The following is a 20,118-nucleotide window of genomic DNA, read 5'->3' as shown; positions in this document are numbered from 1 at the left end:
TGTCGATTCGCATGGTCCTGCCGGAAACCCGTACTGGCTTCTGGCGTGCTGCGCTGGCGTCGAGATATGCAAGACAGGGGTGGAAATGACCGAGATCAGCACGAACAGGGTCGACTGGCGCTTATTGTGGGCAAGCGGCGACCTGGCGCGCTTCTGCTTCATCAGCCTCGGCATCCTGCTGCACGCCACCAACGAGACGATGGTGGCAACGGTGATGCCGGCCATGGTCGGCGAACTGGCGGGCGTACAGCTCGTCGGCTGGTCGCTGGCGATCTACGAACTCGGCGCCATCGTTGCCGGCGCAGCCGCCGGACGACTGGTGAGTTATGTCCCCTTGCGCACCAACATGGTGGTCGCCGCGCTGCTCTACGCAGCAGGCGCGCTGATATGCGCCACCTCGCCTTCCATGCCACTGTTCCTCGCCGGCCGCCTGATCGAAGGACTTGGCGGCGGTGCGCTGGTGTCGCTGGCCTTCGTCTCGGTCGAACGACTGTTCTCGCGCGCCATCTGGCCGCAGCTTTTCGGCATCATGTCGGCGATCTGGGGCGTCGCCGCCTTCAGCGGACCATTGCTCGGCGCGATCATGACCGAGCTGTTGTCATGGCGCTGGGCCTTCGGCATCTTTACTCTCGGCGGCACTGCCATGGCGCTGGCAAGCTTCATCGTGCTCGACACGCCGCAGGCGACGAAACCCAAGACGAGCACGGGCAAGGCGCCGCCCTTCCCGTTCGCGGCCCTTGGCTGCCTTGCCGTCGCCGTGGTGTTGATTGCCTCGGCCGGCGTCGACATCGCCTTGCTGCGCTCTTCGCTGCTGATGGCCTTCGGCCTGATAGGCCTGGTGCTGTTCTTCACCATCGACGCGCTGAAGCCGCGTTCGCGGCTGTTTCCGGCGCGGCTGTTCTCGTGGCGCACGCCGGTCGGCGCCGGCATGACCATGGCTGCCGCCTTTTCGGTGGCGACCTGTTCCTTCGGCGTCTACGGGCCGCTGTTGCTGACCAGTCTTCACGACATTCCGCTGCTGACCACCGGCTACATCATCGCCGCCGAATCGATCGCCTGGTCGATCCTGTCGATCCTGGTCGCCAACGCGCCGCCGCAGCGCGAGCGGCTGATCATCGTCGGCGGCGCGGTGATGATCGCGGCCGGCATCGCAGGCTTTGCGTATGCGATACCGCTGGGCTCCATTCCGCTGATCCTGATCTGCGCCCTGCTGCAAGGCGGCGGCTTCGGCGTGGCCTGGCCCTTCCTCACGCGCGTCATCGTGGCCTCCGCGCCGGAGGGCGAGCAGACCATCGCCTCGGCGGCGGTGCCGACCATGCAGCGCATCGGCTATGCCGTGGGCGCCGCACTCGCCGGCATCGTCGCCAACGCCAGCGGCTTTTCGCAAGGTCTGAACCACGACGCGGCGGCGAATGTCGCGTCGTGGTTGTTTCTTGCCTTCGTGCCGCTCGGCATTGTCGGCTGCCTCGCGGCCTTGCGGGTTTCCAGACCGCTTGGCCAGCCACGGGAAGCTATCGGCTAAAACCTGGCCTGCTCACTCGACCTCGCGCAGGCGGTAGCCGACGCCGGTCTCGGTGGTGATGTAGCGCGGCTGGTCGGGGCTCTTCTCGATCTTCTGCCTGAGCTGCCGCACATAGACCCTGAGATACTGCACGTCGGTCGAGTCGCCCCAGACCTGCTTCAACAGGAAATGATGGGTCAGCACCTTGCCGGCGTGCTGCACCAGCATGCGCAGGATGTCGTATTCCTTCGGCGAGAGCTTTACCTCCTTGCCCTCGACCTTGACGATGCGCCTGACCAGGTCGACGCTGAGATCGCCGGTCTGGAAAATCGGCTTCTCGCCCTGCTGCTGGAACTTGTGGCGAAGCGCCACCCGAATGCGGGCGACCAGCTCGTTCATGCCGAAGGGTTTGGTGACATAGTCGTCGGCGCCGAGTTCCAGGGCCTGGACGATACCGGCCTCGTCGGTCCGGCTGGACAGGATGACCACTGGAATGTCGAGACCATCGTCGCGCCATTTGCGCAGCAGCTCATGGCCGCTCATGCCGGGCAGCCCAAGGTCGAGCAGGACGAGGTCCGGCTTCTCCGCCTCCATCAGCTCGATCGCCACCTTCGCGTTCGGCGCCTCGCTGACCGCATAACCTTGGCTGCCGAGCCCGACGCGCAGCAGCTTGCGGATCGGCGGCTCGTCATCGACGACCAATATTCTGACGTTCGAGTTTGTCATGCCAGGTCACCCACATCGTGGTCGTCGGTATTCGAAGCGTCGAAATTGGGCGGATTTGCCGGCCTGGGCATTTTGATGGTGAACACCGCGCCCGAACCGTCGGTCCGGTTTGCCGCCATGATCGTGCCACCCATCGCTTCGACGAAGCCGCGGCAGATCGACAGGCCGAGCCCCGTACCGGCGCGGATCTGGTCGCCCTTGCGCACTCGATAGAACGTGTCGAAAATCCGTTCCAGATCGCCGGGAGGAATGCCTGGCCCTTCATCCATGATTTGCAGCAGGACGGAGCCATTGTCGGTCCAACCCTGCATGCGAATCGTCGAGCCTGCCGGGGCATATTTCGCCGCATTGTCGAGAAGATTGAACAACGCTTGCTCGAACAGCACCGGGTCGACCTTCAACATCGGCAAATCCTTGGGGATGTCGGTCTCGATCTTGTGCTCGCCAATGATTTTCCTGGCCCTTTGCAAGGCGGAGCCGACGATGTCGCCGACATAGTGAAAGGCGTAGTTCGGCTCCATCGCGCCGGACTCGATCTTGGTCATGTCGAGCAGATTGGCGATGAAGCGGTTCAACCGCTCGGATTCGTCCAGCACCGTCGACAGCAGTTCGGCCCGGTCCGGTTCGGGAAGCGCGACTGAAAAATCCCGCAGCGTGCCAGCCGCGCCCATGATGGCAGCGAGCGGCGTTTTCAGATCATGGGAAATGGAGGTGAGCAGCGCCGAGCGCAGCCTGTCCGCCTCGGCCGCGAGCTTGGCACGGTCGACGTCGGCAACCAATTGAATACGTTCGATGGCGACCGCCGCCTGGTCGGCCAGTGCGTCAAGCAGCCGCTGCTGCTCGGGCGTCAGCAGCGGACCCTGCTTGTCGTTGTCCAGGCCGACGACCCCGATGGCCGTGCGCCCCGTCCGCAAGGGCAAATAGAGGCGCTTGGCGCCTGGAAGCGTGTCGGCGCCGCGACCCGCGGCACGATTGTGCTCCCAGGCCCAGCGGGCGGCGGCGATGTCGGCTTCGGCCAGCGTGTCGTCGGGCGGATAGCCGGCCTTGACGGTGATGGTCCCGTCTTCCGGCAAAAGCAGCACCACCCGCAGCTTCAGCATCGAGGCGATCTGGAAGGCCGTGGCCCAAAGGACGTCGTCGAGCGTGCCGGCGCCGGCGAGCTTCTTTGAAAAGAGGTAGATGTCTTCCGTGGCCCGCGCCCGCGAGCGGGCGGCGACCGCCTGGCGCTGCACGCGCGCCGTCAGATTGCTGGCGATGACCGCAACGACGAGAAAGACGCCAAGCGCGACGATGCTCTCCGGATCCCGGATCGTCAGCGTATAACGAGGCTCCAGGAAGAAATAATTGAAAGCAAGGGCGCTGGCGAAACAAGCGTACAGAGCCGGCCACAGACCGCCGGTTACCGCCGATGCCAGTACGCCGATGAGAAGAATGATCGCCAGGTTGCGAACGTCGAGAAACTGGTCGAGAACGACGGCGAAGGCGAGCGAACCGATGACAAAGGCCGTGGCCTTGAGATAGGGCCAGATCTCGAACTGCCACTGCTCGTCCGCCGCCTTGACACTCCTCGACGTCACCTCGGCGTTGCGTTCGGTTCCTGAAATGACATGGACGCTGATGTCACCGGCGTTGCGGATGAGATCGTAGGTGAGCGAGCCTTCGATCAATTCCCGCCAGCGCGACCGGGTCGGCCTGCCGACCACGATATGGGTGAAATTGTTCGCCGTCGCATGGCGAACAATGTCCTGCGCGATGTTCTGACCGGGAATGGTGGTCACCTCGGCGCCGAGCTGTTCGGCAAGCCGCAGGTTCGTAGCGAGCCGATCCTTGTCCGCTTCGGGCATGCTGGCCGAGCGAGGGCTGTCGACATGCAGCGCCGTCCACGGGGCACGGAGCCGGTCGGCCAACCTGCGCGCGTAGCGAATACGCGCCGCCCCGCCCGGACGCGCGTCGACGCAGACGAGTACCCTTTCCCCCGCAGCCCACGGTCCAGGAATGGCGTGGGCCTGCATATGGATCAGCAACTGGTCGTCGACGCGCTGCGCGGTGCGGCGCAGCGCCAGCTCCCTGAGCGCCGTCAGATTGCCCGGCGAGAAATAGTTCTCGATCGCGCGCTGCGCGGTGTTGGGGAAATAGACCTTGCCTTCCTCGAGCCGCTTGATCAGGTCGTCGGGAGTGAGATCGATGATCTCGACATCGTCGGCCTGGTCGATGATGGAATCGGGAACCGTCTCGCGAACCCTGACCTTGGTGATCTGGGCGACAACGTCGTTCAGGCTTTCGACATGCTGGATGTTGAGCGTCGTGTAGACGTCGATGCCGTGCGTCAGGATTTCCTGGACGTCGAGATAGCGCTTGGGATGGCGGCTGCCGGGCGCATTGGTGTGGGCGAGTTCGTCGACAAGAACCAGCGCCGGGCGCCGGGCGAGGATGGCGTCGATGTCCATCTCGTCGAGGATGCGCCCCTTGTAGTCGACCTTGCGGCGGGCAATGACCTCATAACCCTCGACCAGGGCCAGTGTCTCCTTGCGCCCATGCGTCTCGACGACACCGATCACCACATCCACGCCGTCGGTCAGCCTGGCGCGGCCCGACATCAGCATCTCATAGGTCTTGCCTACGCCGGGAGCGGCACCCAGGAATATCCGCAGCCGGCCGCGACCTTCCCGCTCGGCATGGTCAAGCAGTGCGTCGGGAGAAGGTCTGGCGTCGTTGTTTCTGTCGTCCGGCATCGGGACCGATCATGGATGGCGCCGGAGATACTGTCGATCCCCAGCCCGCACCATTCACTGTTTCGCGGCGTCCAGCGCAAGGTTGAGACCGAGCACATTGACCACCGGTTCGCCCATGAAGCCGAGTTCCCTGCCCTCGACCTGACTGTCGACAAGCGCCTTGACCTTGGCTTCATCGATCCCCCTGGCCTTGGCCACCCTGGCGACCTGGAAGTAGGCTGCTTTGGGACTGATATCGGGATCGAGGCCACTGCCGGACGTCGTCACCAGGTCCATCGGGACGGGCTGGTTCGGATTCTCCGCCTTCAGTCTTTCCGCATCGCCCTTGATGCGGTCGATCAGCTTGGGATTGGTCGGGCCGAGATTGCTGCCGCTCGAAGCGGCGGCGTTGTAGCCGTCGCCGGCGGCCGAGGGGCGGCCATGGAAATACTTGTCGCTGGCAAAGCCCTGGCCGATCAGTTCGGAGCCGATAACCTTGCCATCCTTCTCGATCAGGCTGCCATTGGCCTGGCGCGGGAAGATCGCCTGGGCGATGCCGGTCATGCCGATCGGATAGATCAGGCCGGTCAGGACCGTGAAGAAGACGATCATGATGATCGCGGGTCTTAGCTGGGTGAGCATGGAGATGTTCCTCAAAGCAATTCCAGGAAAAGTGTGAAGCGGTTTTCCGTCCGGAATTGCGTTAAAACAAAGAGTTAAGCGAGGCCAAGCGCGGTGACGATCATGTCGATCGCCTTGATGCCGACGAACGGCACGATGAGGCCGCCGAGGCCGTAGACGAGAAGATTGCGGCTGAGCAGCGCGCCGGCGCCAATGGCGCGGTATTTGACGCCCTTCAGCGACAGCGGGATCAGCGCGATGATGATCAGCGCGTTGAAGATGATGGCCGACAGGATGGCGCTTTGCGGCGTCGCCAGATGCATGACGTTGAGTGCCTGCAGCGGGCCGGTCGTCTGTCCCGGTGCGACGTAGAAGACGGCGAACATCGCCGGAATGATGGCGAAATACTTGGCCACATCGTTGGCGATCGAGAAGGTTGTCAGCGAACCCCGCGTCATCAAGAGCGCCTTGCCGATCTCGACGATCTCGATGAGCTTGGTCGGATCGCTGTCGAGATCGATCATGTTGCCGGCCTCGCGGGCGGCAACCGTGCCGGTGTTCATGGCGACGCCGACATCGGCTTGTGCAAGGGCGGGTGCATCGTTGGTGCCGTCGCCGCACATGGCCACCAGCTTGCCCTTGGCCTGTTCGTCGCGGATCAGCTTCAGCTTGTCCTCCGGTGTGGCCTGAGCGAGGAAGTCGTCGACGCCGGCTTCCGCGGCGATCGCCGCCGCCGTCATCGGATTGTCACCGGTGATCATCACCGTGCGGATGCCCATGCGGCGCAGTTCGGTGAAACGCTCCCTGATGCCGCCCTTGACGATGTCCTTGAGGTGGACGACGCCGAGCAGGCGCCCGTCGCGTTCGACCGCCAGCGGCGTGCCGCCGGACTTGGCGATCTCGTCGGCGATGGACTGGAGATCGCGGATGGATTCGCTGCTTGGGCGCGTGCCATGGGCGGCGGCTGCCGACTGGTTGACATGGGCAAGCACGGAATCGACGGCGCCCTTGCGCACCGATGAACCATCGATGTCGACGCCGCTCATACGGGTCTGCGCTGTGAAGGGCACGAAAGTGGCGTGCAGCGTTGCCATGTCGCGGGCGCGGATGGCGTATTTCTCCTTGGCCAGCACGACGATGGAGCGGCCTTCCGGCGTCTCGTCGGCGAGCGAGGCAAGCTGGGCCGCGTCGGCCAGTTCCTGTTCGGTGACGCCCTTGACCGGGCGAAACTGCGTCGCCTGGCGGTTGCCTAGTGTGATCGTGCCGGTCTTGTCGAGCAGCAGCGTGTCGACGTCGCCTGCGGCTTCCACGGCGCGGCCCGACATGGCCAGCACGTTGAATCGCACCAGACGGTCCATACCGGCGATGCCGATGGCCGAAAGCAGCGCGCCGATCGTGGTCGGGATCAAGGTGACGAACAGCGCCACCAGAACGGTCACCGAGATATAGCCGCCCGAGTAGGAGGCAAAACTCGGGATCGTCGCGGTGGCCAGCACGAAGATCAGCGTCATGCCGACGAGCAGGATGTTGAGCGCGATCTCGTTCGGCGTCTTCTGGCGCTCGGCACCTTCGACCAGTGAGATCATGCGGTCGAGGAAGGTATGGCCGGAGGCGGCGGTGATGCGGACGCGGACCCAGTCGGACAGCACCTGGGTGCCACCGGTGACCGCCGAACGGTCGCCACCGGATTCGCGAATGACCGGCGCGGATTCGCCCGTGATCGCAGCCTCGTTGACCGAAGCAACGCCTTCGATCACTTCGCCGTCGGACGGGATGATGTCGCCGGCCTCGACCAGCACGGCATCGCCGACCTTGAGGCTGGTGCCGGGCACGAGTTTGTATTTGGTGCGGTCTTCACCGGTCAAAAGCTTGGCCTGGGTCTCGGTGCGTGCCTTGCGCAGCGAATCCGCCTGCGCCTTGCCGCGGCCTTCTGCGACCGCTTCGGCGAAGTTGGCGAACAGCACGGTAAACCAAAGCCAGATGATGATCTGCAGCGTGAAGCCGAGATTGCCGCCTCCGGTGACCAGGTCCTTGACGAACAGCACCGTGGTGAGCGCCGAGACGACGGCAACGACGAACATCACCGGGTTCCTGGCCAGCGTGCGCGGATCGAGCTTGCGGAAGGCGCCGCCAATGGCGGGAACCAAGATGCGGGCATCCATGATGCTGGCTGATTTCGAGTTGCTCATTTTGAAGCTCCGGCTTCGGTGTTGTTGGACGGCACCCGATGATTGGATGCCGAAAGGAAATGCGGCGGCCTGTAGGCCAGCAGCCAGAGGACGAGCATGACTGCCGCAAGGCCGAGAAACGTCGACAGGGTCGGGAAAGGAGGAGGTCTCTCCTCCTTTCCGTGATCGTCCCTGTGGCCGACCTTGCGGCGCATGGCATTGAACCAGGACATGACGGTCTCAGAAGGTCTGCCCGTGAGCCATCGCCAGGTGCTCGATGATCGGCCCGACGGCGAGCGCCGGGAAGAAGGTGAGGCCACCGACGATCAGGATGACGCCGACCAGCAGCCCGACGAACAGCGGGCCATCGGTCGGGAAGGTGCCGGCGGAAGCCGGAACCGTTTTCTTCGCCACCAGCGAGCCGGCAATGGCCAGCGCCGGAATGATGACCAGGAAGCGGCCCATCAGCATGCCGATGCCGATCGTGATGTTGTACCAGGGCGTGTTGCCGCTGAGGCCGCCAAAGGCCGAACCGTTGTTGGCCGCCGCCGAAGTGTAGGCATACAGAACCTCGGAGAAGCCGTGCGGGCCGGCATTGCCCATCGACGCCACGCCGGTCGGCAGCACGACGGCGATGGCCGTGAAGATCAGCATCGCCAGCGGCAGGCATAGTATGGCCAACATAGCCATCTTGACCTCCTTGGCCTCGATCTTCTTGCCGAGATATTCGGGCGTGCGGCCGACCATCAGGCCGGCAATGAAGACGGCAACGACGATGTACATCAGGATGCCGTAGAGACCCGCGCCGACACCGCCGACGATGACTTCGCCAAGCTGCATGTTGATGATCGGGATCATGCCGCCGAGCGCGGTGAACGAGCCGTGCATGGCGTTCACCGCGCCGCAGGAAGCGGCCGTGGTGATGACGGCAAACAGCGCCGACAGGGCGGTGCCGAAACGCGTCTCCTTGCCCTCCATGTTGCCGCCGTCGATGCCCAGCGCATGCACCAGCGGGTTGCCGGCGGCTTCCGCCCAATAGCAGATGGCGACACCGGCGATGAACATGACGCCCATGGCCGAGAGGATCGCCCAGCCCTGGCGCTGGTTGCCGATCATGCGGCCGAAGACATTGGTCAAGGCGGCGCCGATGGCGAAGATCGACACCATCTGGATCAGGTTGGAGATCGCGTCGGGGTTCTCGAACGGGTGCGCGGCATTGGCGTTGAAGAAACCACCGCCATTGGTGCCGAGCATCTTGATGGCCACCTGCGAAGCGACCGGGCCGACGGCGATGGTCTGTTGCGCGCCTTCCAGCGTCGTGGCGTTGACGTAGGCGCCGAGCGTCTGCGGCATGCCGAGCCAGACATAGACCAGCGTCAGCACGATGCAGAACGGCAGAAGCAGATAGAGTGTGGAGCGGGTCATATCGACCCAGAAATTGCCGATCGACTTGCCGGAGGCCCGTGCAAAGCCGCGGATCAGCGCGATGGCGATGGCAATGCCGGTGGCCGCCGAAACGAAGTTCTGCACCGTCAGCCCGGCCATCTGCACGAGATAGGACATCGTGCTCTCGCCACCATAGTTCTGCCAGTTGGTGTTGGTCATGAAGCTGGCGGCGGTGTCGAAGGCCAGCCCTGGTTCAACCGCTGTCATGCCGGCAGGATTGTAAGGCAGGCTGCCCTGCAGACGCTGCAGGGCATAAAGCGCCAGGAAGCCGGCGAGGTTGAAGAGCAGCAGGGCGACCGCGTAGGTGGTCCAGTGCTGTTCCTCGCGTTCGCTGGTTCCGCAGATACGATAAAGCCCGCGCTCAAGCGGGCGAAGGACCGGCGAAAGCAGCGTGCGGTCGCCGTTGAAGACGCGGTGCATGTAGCCGCCGAGCGGCTTCACCAGCAATATGACGATCCCGCAATAGACCAGGATCTGTATCCAACCGTTCAGTGTCATGGCTGTGGGCTTTCCGTGCCTTCAGAAGCGTTCTGGACGAACGAGGGCGTATGTCAGGTAGGCGAGCAGGAACAGCGTAACGCCGCCACCGAGAATATAGTCGATGATCATTTTTTCAGCCTCGCTCTAGAGCGCGTCACAAGCTTTGATGTAGGCGAAACAAAAGGCGAAAAACAAAATTCCGATCCCGATAACGGCTATATCCATTGTGTTTATTCCTTTTGTTCTTTTGCACTTTGCGAATTTGACAGGAGAGTTCGCAATATATCGGAAGTGGCCCGTCGCATCTTTGGCGACGGAACCGGTTGTGTTTTCTGAAAGGAATATGGACCCGATCGCCATAAAGGTTCGAGACAGGGCGCAGTGGAAAGAAATAGGAATGTCATAAAGATTTTTGCGCGGGCTCTTCCCAACACTCCACCCAGGCATTGTCGCCCAAGGCACACGGCCAACCACAGGATTGCGATTTCCTTGCGAGCTGCCGGAAACGGGAAAGCCCGGCTGGGGGCCAGCCGGGCTTTCTATGGTGGTATGGCTTCAGCCGCCACGGGGAACATCAATCTTCAGGCGGCGTAGCCGCCATAACCACGCGCAACGGCGTGCACGCCCGCCACCGGCTCGAGGTCCGGCCACAGGATGCCCGCGGCTTGCGCGAATTCGAGCAACGCCCGGCGCGCCTGCTCGACGCTCACATAACCTGGAACGGCCAGATCACATGCCTTCACCGCATTTCGGTAGAGCGGGCCGCGGCGGGAGGTGGTCCAATTGGTGAGGAAATCGTGCATTTCGGCCAGCGAGGCAATCTCGCGCTTGAAGCCGAGGCCGACCGACAGTGCGACCGGTGAATGAAACAGCTTGTCGTGCATGAAGCGGGCTCCTGGTTTTTTCGCGCGCTTGGAGAGATATCCGGGCGGGTCCGCGAACGGGACGCCGTGAAACGCGCGGAGCGGCAGGAGGTTCCAGACTTAGGTCTTGGCGGTTTTTTGTGCCTGGTCGGCGAAATCATCAATTTTACAGCGCAACTGTCGGGTGCCGGACGCTCAATGGCTCCGCGACCCACTTGGCGACGGCAGGCTTTCCGGAATCCCGAAGGAGCCATCGAGATCGCTTGCCGCCTTGAGGCTTACGCCTTCTTCACGAACTCCGTCTTGAGCACCAGGCCTTTCACTTGCTTGGTGTTGCATTCGATCTCGCCGGGATTGCCGTTCAGCCGGATGGCCTTCACCAACGTGCCGCGCTTGATCGTCTCCGAAGTGCCTTTGACTTTGAGGTCTTTGATCAGCGTGACGGAATCGCCGTCATTCAATTGAGCGCCATTGCTGTCGCGCACGAGTACATCGTTCGGCATGCCATCTCCTGTGATTTGGATCCCACTACCAGATCAGGTGAGAATCCCAAAACCGATGACGACCGCCGACAACCTGCTCGATCTCCGCCACCATGCGTGAATCCATCGCCTGCCGCATCTCGGCTTCCGGTCTGCGCCATCTAGCGGATTGGTATTTCGATAGCTACGCCGGCTCGTCGTCCGGATGGCCAAGCTCGCAGAACCACCCGCCCAGATACTTCACCGATGGCGCCTTGGGATCCGGAATCTGCGTCTTCGCCTCGACCGCTGCGCGGAACGGCTCGGCACTATCCTGCGGAGAAAACCCCAGATGGTTGGCGCCGCTGTTGTCGACCGTTTTCACCTTGTTGTCGGAAAGGCCGAAGGAGATCGTATGGCCGACGCGCGGCGCGGTGAGAGCTGCCTCGACCAGACGCACACAGTCGGCGAAGGAGAGGTATGACCATAGCATGCGACGGTCCGCCGGTTCGGGGAAGGATGAAAAGATGCGCAGGCACGCCGTCTCGATGCCGAACTTGTCCCAGTAAAGCCGGCTCAGGCTCTCGACGAAGTTCTTCGACACGCCATAGAGGCTGTCGGGACGGACCGGCACGTCGACGCCGATATGCGCCTCGACCTCGTGATAGCCGACGGCATGTACGGAGGAGGCATAGATGACTCGTTTCACGCCGTGTTTCCGGGCGCCCTCGTAGATGTGATAGGAGCCGCGGATGCTGGAGTCCAGGATGGTTTGCCATTCGCATTCGAGTGGTGCGCCGCCGAAATGCACGATCGCGTCGCAATCCTTGGTGGCGGCAATCGTCGCCTCCATATCGGCGAGGTCGAAGACCGCTTCTTCCTCGTGTGGAGCAAGATCGCCGAACGGTTCGCGGCCTGCCAGGCGGATCGTTTTTGCCAGCGGCACCAGCCCCTTTCGCAGTTCCGAACCGAGGCGGCCGGCCGCGCCGGTGATCAGGATGCGTTCGTAATGCGGCATGATCTACTCCACTTGCGCGACGGCGGCGTTGATGCGCGCGATCGCTTCGGTCAGCACCTCTTCGCCGGTCGCGGTCGAGATGCGGAAATAGGGTGAAAGTCCATAGGCGGCGCCCGGCACCGAGGCCACGCGCCCTTCGTTCAGGAGATAATTCGCCACTGCCGTGTCGTCCTCGAGCACGACGCCTTTTGGGGTCCTGCGGCCGATCAGGCTGGCGCAGCCAATATAGGCATAGAAGGCGCCTTCCGGTGGCGAAAGCGTAAGACCGTTGATTCGCCTGATGCCGTCGACGACAAGGTCGCGGCGCGCCTCGAACGCCTGCCGAAAGCGTGCCACCTCGTCCTGAGGGCCGTTGAGCGCGGCCACCGTCGCCGCTTGCGCGATCGAGCAGACGGACGTGCAGGACTGGCTCTGGATGGTCGCCATCGCCCTGGTGAGCGGCGCCGGCCCGGCGGCATAGCCGACACGCCACCCGGTCATCGCATAGGATTTGGAGACGCCGTTGACGATCAGGGTGCGGTCCCTGAGTTCCGGGCAAGCCTTGCCGAAGGAGACGAAGTCGCGTCTGTCGAACAGGATGTGCTCGTAAATCTCGTCGGAAAGCACCAGCACCTGCGGATGCCTTGCCAAAACCGCTCCGAGTGCCCGCAGGTCCAATTGCGAATATATGGCGCCGGAGGGGTTGCCGGGCATGTTGAGGAACAGCCATTTCGTCCTTGGCGTGATGGCTTTTTCGAGCAACTCCGGCGTCAGCCGGAAGCCCGAAGTTTCCGGGCACTCGATAACGACAGGCGTGCCGCCGAGCAGCTTCACCATCTCGGGATAGGAAACGAAGTAGGGCGCCGGCAGGATCGCTTCGTCACCAGACTCCAGCGTCGCCATCAGCGCGTTGAAGATGATCTGCTTGGCGCCATTGGCCACGACGACGTCGTCCGCCGTGTAGTCCAGTCCGTTTTCGCGGCGGAACTTGCCGGCCACGGCTTCGCGCACCTCGGCCGTGCCGGCGGCACCCGTGTATAGCGTCTGGCCGGCCTTCGCGGCAAAATGCGCCGCTTCGATGATGTGGCTCGGTGTCGGGAAATCCGGCTCGCCCGAGCCAAGATCGATCACGTCGACGCCCTTGGCGCGCAGGGCCTTGGCTGCTTGCGAAGCAGCCATGGACGCCGAAGGCTTCACCGCAGACAGGCGCGAGGCAATGTAGCTCATTTGCCGTTCTCCGAAATGTATTCCTTGGAGCGGTCGTTCGCCCGCGCCTCGGTGCTGCGCTTGGACGGATCGCCATAGCCGCCACCGCCCGGCAATTGGAGGATCAGCCGACGGCCGGCCGGAACATGCTGCCAGCCTTTGGGCCGCATCTGCGTGCCATCGTCCAGCCTGACCACGCCGGCCACTCCAGGCCCGCCGCCGTTGCGCCCGTGGGCGGGATGATTGACGCGGTCGAACATGGCCGAAAAGTCGAATTCATGGCCCTCGATCGCCTCGATTTCGATAACCTGCCCGAGCCCGCCGCGGAACTCGCCGTCGCCGCCGGAATCGGGCCGCAGCTCCTTGCGCCAGATGACGATCGGGCCGGTGTGCTCCGTTGCCTCGATCGGCATCGTATGGACGCCGGAGGGGAAGGCCGTCGCCGACAATCCGTCGAGACCGGGGCGCGCGCCCATGCCGCCGGAATTGAACATCAGCACCTCGGCGCGGCGGCCCGAACCGCCGGAGACCGGCCGAACCGAGATATGGATGTTCCACAGTGCGCCGGCGCCCTCGGCAAGGATCTTGCCGGGCATCGCCTTGGCAATCGCGCCGAGCACCAGATCGGGAACCATGTGGCCGAAGATGTGCCTGAGCGCCACCGGCGCCGGCCGCACGGCGTTCAGGATGTTGACCGGAGACGACACGGTGAAGAAGGCGAGCGACGCGGCATTGTTAGGAATATCGGGCGCCACCACGCATTTCAACGCGTAGCAGGCATAGGCCTTGCTGTAGATGATCGGGCAGTTGATGCCCCATCGGCTCATCGGGTCGGTACCGGTGAAATCGACCTCGATGCCGGCGTCCCGAACCGTGACGGTCGCCGCGAGCTTCACCGGCTTGTCGTAGCCGTCGGTCACCAGCGCGTTCGACCAGCTGCCTTTGGGCATCGCCTTGATGCGTTCGACCATGGCGTCGCGGGTGCGCGAGAAGATGAACTCGCCAAGCCCGTCCAGCGATGCCAGGCCGATCTCCTTCATCATGTCGATGAGGCGTCGGTGGCCGACTTCGTTGCAGGCGGCGAGTGAATAGAAATCGCCGACGACCTGGTTCGGCTCGCGGACGTTGGCGCGCAGGATCCTGACGAGATCGAAATTGACCTTGCCCTTCTCCGCGAACTTCATGATCGGGATCTGGATGCCTTCCTCGTAGACCGACTTGCCGTCAGCGCCGAAGCCGCGCCCACCGACATCGACCACATGCGCCGTGCAGGCGAAGAACGCAACCAATTCGCCGTTCAGGAACGACGGCGACACCATGGTGATGTCGTGCAGGTGGCCCGTGCCCAACCAGGGGTCATTGGTGACGTAGGTGTCGCCCTCGAACATGGTTTCGCGCGGGATTTCATTCATGAAATGCAGCACCGCCTCGGCCATGGTGTTGACATGGCCGGGCGTTCCCGTCACCGCCTGTGCCAGCATCTGGCCGCGGGGATCGAACACGCCCGCCGACAGGTCGCCGGATTCGCGCACCGATGTCGAGAAAGCCGTGCGCAGCAAGGTGAGGGCCTGCTCCTCGACCACCGAGATCAACCGGTTCCACATAACCTGCATGCGGATTTCACTGATGTCGCTCATGCCTGGCTGCCTTTGCGGATCAGAAGGATTGCGCCGTCGCTCTGGATGACGGCGTCGAAGCTCGTGGTGACGACGGTGGACGTCTCGCGTTCGACGATGATGACCGGGCCCGCCACCCGATCGCCGGTGCACAGCCCCTCCCGTTCGACGATGCCATAGGTCCGTGGCGCACCGCTGGCCGGATCGAACACCGCGCGGCTTGTTGCCGGCTGAGTGGTCCGCTTGCCGGTGATCAGCTCGTGCCTGGCGACAGCAGGCCGGACATCCGTCGCCTTCACGGACCAGGTGACGATCTCGATTTCCAGGCCGGCAAGTCCTTCGATGGCGCGGCCGAAGAAGCGTTGGTAATTCGCCTGGAACAAATCCTCGAGCGTGGTTGCGGCATCGTTGCCGAACGGCACGTCCGGCAGCGGCACGGGGATTTCCCAGCCCTGGCCGGCGTAGCGCATGAAGGCGGTGATTTCGCATGTGATCGTACCGTTGGCCCCTGCCCGCACGAAGCTTTCGGCTGACACTTTGAGGTCGTCGAGCAAAGCATTGGCCTCGGCCGGCTTGAACTGCGACAGCCGCGTCAGCCGGGATGCCAGGGCTTCGTAGCCGAACGGAGCCTTGAGGAAGCCGATCGCCGATCCGACGCCCGCGCCCTTGGGGACGATGCACTGGTCGATGCCGAGTTTCTCGCAAAGCCTTGCGGCGTGAAGCGGGGCCGCGCCACCGAAGGCGATCATCACGTTGTCGGAAATGTTTTTGCCGTTTTCGACGGCATGGACGCGGGCGGCATTGGCCATGTTTTCGTCCACCACCTCGCAGATGCCGAAGGCCGTCGCCATGGCATCGAGCGACAGGCGTTCGCCGACATCGCGCAGGATCGCCTGTTCGGATGCGGACGTGTCCAGCCTGATGGCGCCGCCGGCGAAATTGTCGGGATCGAGCTTGCCGAGCACCAGGTCGGCATCTGTGATGGCCGGGCGCCTGCCGCCGCGGCCGTAGCAGGCCGGGCCAGGTTCCGATCCGGCACTTTCGGGACCGGTCTGGATGCGGCCCATGGCGTCGACCCAGGCGATCGAGCCGCCGCCGGCGCCGATCTCGATCATCTCGATCACGGGAATGGAGATCGGCATGCCGGAACCTTTGCAGAAGCGATAGGTACGCGCCACTTCGAAGGTTCTGGCGGTGCGTGGCGCATAATCCTCGATCAGGCAGATCTTTGCAGTGGTGCCGCCCATGTCATAGGAGACGACCTTTTCCAGGCCGAATCGCCTGGCGATGTCGGCGGCGAAGATGGCGCCGCCGGCCGGGCCGGACTCGACGAGGCGCACGGGAAATTCCGAGGCCGTCTCCACCGAGATCAGACCGCCGCCCGAATGGATCATGAAGACCGGGCACTCGGCGCCCATCTCCTTCAAGCGGGTCTGGAAACGCGCGAGATAGTCCGCCATCTGCGGCCGCACATAGGCGTTGGCGCAGACCGTGTTGAAGCGTTCGAACTCGCGCATCTGCGGCGAGACTTCGGCGCTGATCGAAATCGGGATGGTAAGCTTGCGGGACAGGATAGCGCGTGCCCGGCGCTCATGATCAGGGTTGGTGTAGGCGTGGATGAAGCCGATCGCCACGGAGCCGAAGCCGCCGGCCGCGATCCGGTCGGCAATGCCTTCCAGGGCGGCTTCGTCGAGCGGCTGAAGCTCCTGGCCTTCCGCGCCGATCCGGCCCTTTACCGTGAAACGGTGCTCGCGCGGGATTAGCGGCGCCGGCAGCTGCAGGTCGAGGTCATACTGCTCGAAGCGGTTTTCCGTGCGCATCTCGATGACATCGCGGAACCCTTCGGTGGTGACCAGCGCGGTCTTGGCGCCACGGCGTTCGATGAGCGCATTCGTCGCCAGTGTCGTGCCGTGGATGATGATGCCGATCTCGGCAAGCGCGATACCGGCATCGCGCGTGACGACGGCAATGCCGTCCAGGATCGCCTGCTCGGGCGCCGCATAATTGGTCAACACCTTGGTGGAGAAGATCGTTCCCCTGAGGTCGAGCGCGACGTCGGTGAACGTGCCGCCTATGTCCGCGCCGAGACGGATGTCGTCTTTGGAGGTCATGCCTTGGCCTTCTGGGAAGCGAGCGCGGCGTCACGCATCTGGGAAAGGGTCTGTCGGGGCGTCAGCGCTTCAGGAGATATGGCGATGTCGAGGACCGCTCCCGTCACGGATCCGAGCGCCCGATCGAACGCCGCCGCGAAATCGCGCGTCGCCTCGATCCGCTCGGCATGGAAGCCATAGGCCTTTGCCAGTGTCACGAAATCAGGGTTTTCGAGCGACGTGCCCGAAACGCGCGCCGGATAGTGGCGCTCCTGATGGGCGCGGATCGTGCCGTAGATGCCGTTGTTGAGGATCAGCACGATCGGCTGCGCGCCAGCCTGCATGGCGGTTCCGAGTTCCTGGCAATTCATCTGGAAGTCGCCGTCGCCGGCAAAGCAGACGACCGTGCGTTCTGGAAACGCAACCTTGGCGGCAATTGCCGCCGGCAGGCCGTAGCCCATGGCGCCAGACTGCGGGGCGAGCAGCCGTGCGTCCGGCCCGAACTTGAAGAACTTGTTCGGCCAGACGGTGAAATTGCCGGCGCCGTTGGTGAGAATGACGTCGGCAGGCAGGTTTTCGCGCAGCCAGGCGCTGACCTCCACCATGTCCACCGGGCCGGGCTGGACGGGCGCGCCGAATGTCCCTTCATAGGCTTTGCGGGCCGTCGCGCGCCAGTCCGCCCAGCCGCCTTTGACGGGCGTCAACGCCCGGGCAAAAGCGTTCGGCCCGGCATGGATACCGATGGCCGGCACATAGATCTTGCCGATCTCGCGATCGGAGCCATGGACATGGATCAGTTTCTGGCGCGGCAACGGCACGGACAGCAGCGTATAGCCGTCCGTGGTCATCTCGCCGAAACGCACATTGACGGCCAGGATCACGTCGGCGTCGCGGAGCAGGGCTTTGACATGCGCCACCATGCCGACGCCGGCCTCGCCGACAAAGACCGGCGAATGGTTGTCGAACTGGTCCTGATAGCGAAAGGCCGCCACGACAGGGATGTCGGAAACCTCTGCGAAAGCCTGTAGCGCCGCGCGTCCGTCCACGGTCCAGTTGGCGCCGCCCATGAGCAGGACCGGCCTCTCGGCCTTGGCCAGCAGCCTGAAGGCCGAAGCGATCGCTTCCGGCGCCGGCGCCGGCTCGAAAATGGCCACCGGTGCGCTGAGCGGAGCCGCTTCGGTCATGGTGGTCAGCATGTCCTCGGGCAGCGCGACCACGACGGGACCAGGTCGTCCGGTCAATGCGGTCGTCCATGCCCGCGCCACAATCTCGGGCAGGCGCGCGACATCGTCGATCTCGACCGCCCATTTGGCGACCGTGCCGAACACCGCCCGGTAGTCGATTTCCTGAAACGCTTCGCGGCCCTTCATGTCGGTGCCGACCTGGCCGACGAACAGGATCATCGGCGAACTGTCCTGCATGGCCGTGTGAACGCCGATGCTGGCGTTGGTGGCGCCTGGGCCGCGCGTCACGAAACAGATGCCTGGCGAGCCGGTAAGCTTGCCGTAGGCCGAGGCCATGAACGCCGCGCCGCCTTCATTGCGGCAAAGCGTGTAGTCCAGCTTTCCCTGCGTGTCGTGCAGCGCGTCCAGGACGGCCAGATAACTTTCTCCGGGCACGCCGAAGCTCCTGGTCGCGCCAAGCCCGATCAGGCACTCGACGAGAAGGCGGCCGCCATTGCGGATCATGCTTCGACATCCTCACTTTGGCGGCAGGTCGATCGAGCCTGCCTTCGGTTCATAGGTGCACGCAGGCGGTTCGGGGCGAAATCAAGAAATGCCGTCTATTCGAAAGTTTTTCTTTGCCGAGCAGCGTGCACCAGCACGCCCGGATTCATCGTTCCCCGTGGATCGAATGCATCCTTGAGCCGCGCCATGAGTTCGCGCTCCAACGGACTGCGGTTTCGGTCGGCCGTGGCGACCTTGGCGCGGCCAAGTCCATGCTCGGCCGCGAAACTGCCGCCCATTTCCGTGGCAAGCGACGATAGCGCCTCGGCGAACCGCTCGGCCTTGCCGTCAAAGCCGGCGCGGCCTTCCGGCGGCGACAGATTGTAGTGGATGTTGCCGTCGCCGAGATGCCCGAATGGGTTTATCCGCACGCCGGGAAGAATGTCGTCGCAGATCTCTGCGCCGGCCTCGACGAAACGGGCGATAGCGCCCGGAGGCACCGAGATGTCGTGCTTCAGCTGCTCGCCTTCCAGCCTCTGTCCTTCCGGTTGCTCCTCTCGCAGCCGCCAGAATTGTGCGCGATGCGCGCCCGTCGCCGCCAATGCTCCGTCCAGCACCAGGCCTTGCTCCATCCCCCACTCCAGCGCCGAAGCCAGTATCTCGTCGAGCGGAACACGGGGGGCGCCCGATGCCAGTTCGACCAGCACATAGACCTCGCCGCGTGCCTCCAACTGGTAGGCTAGGTCGGGCAGGTGTTTGAGGGCCAGTCCCAGCCCGATGTCGGAGAAGAACTCGAGGCCGGTCAGGAATTCCCCCGCCTCGCCCCGCAGAAAGGTGCCGAACGAAACCGCCGCGGCGAAATCGGGCATGACGACAAGCGCGCTCGCCTGCCGCCGCGGCATCGGGTAGAGCCGCAGGATCGCGCGCGTCACGATGCCAAGCGTTCCTTCCGCGCCGCAATAGAGCTTGCGCAACTGGTAGCCGGCATTGTCCTTCTGCACCGCGCGCAGCCCGTTCCATATCGCCCCGTCAGGGGTCACGACCTCCAGGCCAAGCACGAGGTCTTGCATCATGCCATACCGGAATGCCTGGCTGCCGCCGGCATTGGTGCCGACCAGGCCGCCGATCCTGGCGCTGCCTTCCGCGCCGAGATGCATCGGAAACATCAGGCCGTGCGGTTCCAGCGCCTCGTGCAGCGCGGCAAGCACGGCCCCCGCCTCGATGAGGATCGAGCCGCTGTCCAAGTCCGGTTTGCCGATCGCCGTCATGCGCGAAAGCGAAACGATCACTGCATCCGGCCGATCGGCGACGGCGCCGCCGCAAAGCCCGGTGTTGCCGCCTTGCGGCACGACCGCCAGTCCGGCCGTGTGGCATGCCTTTACGACACTGGCCACTTCGGAGGTGTCCGCAGGCCTGGCCACGCCCAGAGCCGCGACGCCGTAGCGATCGAGCCAATCGCGCTGATAGGGCCTGGCATCGCTGCCCGAAAGCCAGCCTTTCGGTCCGAGCATCTCGCGCAAGGCGGTGACGGGATCAGTCACGGACATGGCTGCGGCCTGACGCGG

16 protein-coding genes are annotated in these 20,118 nt (G+C 63.9%); 1 reads left to right on the top strand and 15 read right to left on the bottom strand.

Annotated features, from left to right (window positions below; translation table 11 throughout):
• The first annotated feature begins 85 nt into the window (after positions 1–85).
• Positions 86–1,522, top strand: coding sequence for an MFS transporter (locus tag NKJ37_RS17060; RefSeq protein ID WP_352774433.1), 1,437 nt, complete (start codon positions 86–88; stop codon positions 1,520–1,522).
• A gap of 12 nt (positions 1,523–1,534) precedes the next feature.
• Here the strand turns inward: NKJ37_RS17060 and NKJ37_RS17055 are convergent, their stop codons facing one another.
• From NKJ37_RS17055 to NKJ37_RS16985, 15 genes are all read right to left on the bottom strand, one after another.
• A complete protein-coding gene (locus NKJ37_RS17055) occupies positions 1,535–2,227 on the bottom strand; it encodes a response regulator transcription factor (protein WP_352629525.1) in 693 nt (230 codons plus the stop codon).
• Positions 2,224–4,959, bottom strand: coding sequence for a DUF4118 domain-containing protein (locus NKJ37_RS17050; protein ID WP_352629527.1), 2,736 nt, complete (start codon positions 4,957–4,959; stop codon positions 2,224–2,226). The genes NKJ37_RS17055 and NKJ37_RS17050 overlap by 4 nt, the downstream gene beginning before the upstream one ends.
• A gap of 54 nt (positions 4,960–5,013) precedes the next feature.
• A complete protein-coding gene (kdpC, locus tag NKJ37_RS17045) occupies positions 5,014–5,580 on the bottom strand; it encodes a potassium-transporting ATPase subunit KdpC (RefSeq protein ID WP_023810136.1) in 567 nt (188 codons plus the stop codon).
• A 74-nt stretch (positions 5,581–5,654) separates the two neighbouring features.
• Positions 5,655–7,748 carry a potassium-transporting ATPase subunit KdpB gene (gene kdpB / locus NKJ37_RS17040; protein WP_128303165.1) on the bottom strand — a complete coding sequence of 698 codons (2,094 nt, stop codon included), beginning with the start codon at positions 7,746–7,748 and terminating at the stop codon, positions 5,655–5,657.
• Entirely contained in the window at positions 7,745–7,942 is a 198-nt protein-coding gene (locus NKJ37_RS17035; RefSeq protein ID WP_352722284.1) for a hypothetical protein, read from the bottom strand. Before NKJ37_RS17035 ends, kdpB begins: the two co-directional genes overlap by 4 nt.
• Positions 7,943–7,967: 25 nt before the next feature.
• Positions 7,968–9,671: a potassium-transporting ATPase subunit KdpA gene (gene kdpA, locus NKJ37_RS17030; RefSeq protein WP_023810139.1), complete on the bottom strand. Its 1,704-nt coding sequence runs from the start codon at positions 9,669–9,671 to the stop codon at positions 7,968–7,970.
• A gap of 21 nt (positions 9,672–9,692) precedes the next feature.
• Positions 9,693–9,782: a K(+)-transporting ATPase subunit F gene (locus NKJ37_RS17025; RefSeq protein WP_023810140.1), complete on the bottom strand. Its 90-nt coding sequence runs from the start codon at positions 9,780–9,782 to the stop codon at positions 9,693–9,695.
• Positions 9,783–10,234: 452 nt separating this feature from the next.
• Positions 10,235–10,537, bottom strand: coding sequence for a DUF982 domain-containing protein (locus tag NKJ37_RS17020; RefSeq protein ID WP_023810142.1), 303 nt, complete (start codon positions 10,535–10,537; stop codon positions 10,235–10,237).
• 257 nt (positions 10,538–10,794) lie between these two features.
• Positions 10,795–11,019 (bottom strand): alkylphosphonate utilization protein, encoded by a 225-nt coding sequence (locus NKJ37_RS17015; RefSeq protein WP_023810143.1) that lies wholly within the window; start codon positions 11,017–11,019, stop codon positions 10,795–10,797.
• A 163-nt stretch (positions 11,020–11,182) separates the two neighbouring features.
• Positions 11,183–11,995: an NAD-dependent epimerase/dehydratase family protein gene (locus tag NKJ37_RS17010; RefSeq protein WP_023810144.1), complete on the bottom strand. Its 813-nt coding sequence runs from the start codon at positions 11,993–11,995 to the stop codon at positions 11,183–11,185.
• Between the two features lie 3 nt (positions 11,996–11,998).
• Positions 11,999–13,201: a pyridoxal phosphate-dependent aminotransferase gene (locus NKJ37_RS17005; protein ID WP_352774430.1), complete on the bottom strand. Its 1,203-nt coding sequence runs from the start codon at positions 13,199–13,201 to the stop codon at positions 11,999–12,001.
• A complete protein-coding gene (locus NKJ37_RS17000; RefSeq protein WP_023810146.1) occupies positions 13,198–14,817 on the bottom strand; it encodes a hydantoinase B/oxoprolinase family protein in 1,620 nt (539 codons plus the stop codon). The genes NKJ37_RS17005 and NKJ37_RS17000 overlap by 4 nt, the downstream gene beginning before the upstream one ends.
• Complete coding sequence (locus NKJ37_RS16995; protein WP_352774428.1) at positions 14,814–16,907, bottom strand: hydantoinase/oxoprolinase family protein; 2,094 nt, start codon at positions 16,905–16,907, stop codon at positions 14,814–14,816. Before NKJ37_RS16995 ends, NKJ37_RS17000 begins: the two co-directional genes overlap by 4 nt.
• Entirely contained in the window at positions 16,904–18,574 is a 1,671-nt protein-coding gene (locus NKJ37_RS16990; protein WP_352554210.1) for a thiamine pyrophosphate-binding protein, read from the bottom strand. Before NKJ37_RS16990 ends, NKJ37_RS16995 begins: the two co-directional genes overlap by 4 nt.
• Before the next feature lie 95 nt (positions 18,575–18,669).
• Entirely contained in the window at positions 18,670–20,100 is a 1,431-nt protein-coding gene (locus NKJ37_RS16985) for an FAD-binding oxidoreductase (RefSeq protein WP_352554209.1), read from the bottom strand.
• Between the last annotated feature and the right edge of the window lie 18 nt (positions 20,101–20,118).

The organism is Mesorhizobium sp. M0140, assembly GCF_040322475.1.
Lineage (GTDB): Bacteria > Pseudomonadota > Alphaproteobacteria > Rhizobiales > Rhizobiaceae > Mesorhizobium.
The sequence above is the reverse complement of the archived record's forward strand: the minus strand, read 5'-3'. Positions and strand labels throughout refer to the sequence as shown.

Coding starts and splice junctions, on each gene's coding strand:
- kdpB (WP_128303165.1), bottom strand. CDS start 7,748: ATGAGCAACTCGAAATCAGCCAGCATCATGGATGCCCGCATCTTGGTT.
- NKJ37_RS17050 (WP_352629527.1), bottom strand. CDS start 4,959: ATGCCGGACGACAGAAACAACGACGCCAGACCTTCTCCCGACGCACTG.
- NKJ37_RS17035 (WP_352722284.1), bottom strand. CDS start 7,942: ATGCGCCGCAAGGTCGGCCACAGGGACGATCACGGAAAGGAGGAGAGA.
- NKJ37_RS16990 (WP_352554210.1), bottom strand. CDS start 18,574: ATGATCCGCAATGGCGGCCGCCTTCTCGTCGAGTGCCTGATCGGGCTT.
- NKJ37_RS17060 (WP_352774433.1), top strand. CDS start 86: ATGACCGAGATCAGCACGAACAGGGTCGACTGGCGCTTATTGTGGGCA.
- NKJ37_RS17005 (WP_352774430.1), bottom strand. CDS start 13,201: ATGAGCTACATTGCCTCGCGCCTGTCTGCGGTGAAGCCTTCGGCGTCC.
- NKJ37_RS17000 (WP_023810146.1), bottom strand. CDS start 14,817: ATGAGCGACATCAGTGAAATCCGCATGCAGGTTATGTGGAACCGGTTG.
- kdpC (WP_023810136.1), bottom strand. CDS start 5,580: ATGCTCACCCAGCTAAGACCCGCGATCATCATGATCGTCTTCTTCACG.
- NKJ37_RS17015 (WP_023810143.1), bottom strand. CDS start 11,019: ATGCCGAACGATGTACTCGTGCGCGACAGCAATGGCGCTCAATTGAAT.
- NKJ37_RS17020 (WP_023810142.1), bottom strand. CDS start 10,537: ATGCACGACAAGCTGTTTCATTCACCGGTCGCACTGTCGGTCGGCCTC.
- NKJ37_RS16985 (WP_352554209.1), bottom strand. CDS start 20,100: ATGTCCGTGACTGATCCCGTCACCGCCTTGCGCGAGATGCTCGGACCG.
- NKJ37_RS17055 (WP_352629525.1), bottom strand. CDS start 2,227: ATGACAAACTCGAACGTCAGAATATTGGTCGTCGATGACGAGCCGCCG.
- kdpA (WP_023810139.1), bottom strand. CDS start 9,671: ATGACACTGAACGGTTGGATACAGATCCTGGTCTATTGCGGGATCGTC.
- NKJ37_RS16995 (WP_352774428.1), bottom strand. CDS start 16,907: ATGACCTCCAAAGACGACATCCGTCTCGGCGCGGACATAGGCGGCACG.
- NKJ37_RS17010 (WP_023810144.1), bottom strand. CDS start 11,995: ATGCCGCATTACGAACGCATCCTGATCACCGGCGCGGCCGGCCGCCTC.
- NKJ37_RS17025 (WP_023810140.1), bottom strand. CDS start 9,782: ATGATCATCGACTATATTCTCGGTGGCGGCGTTACGCTGTTCCTGCTC.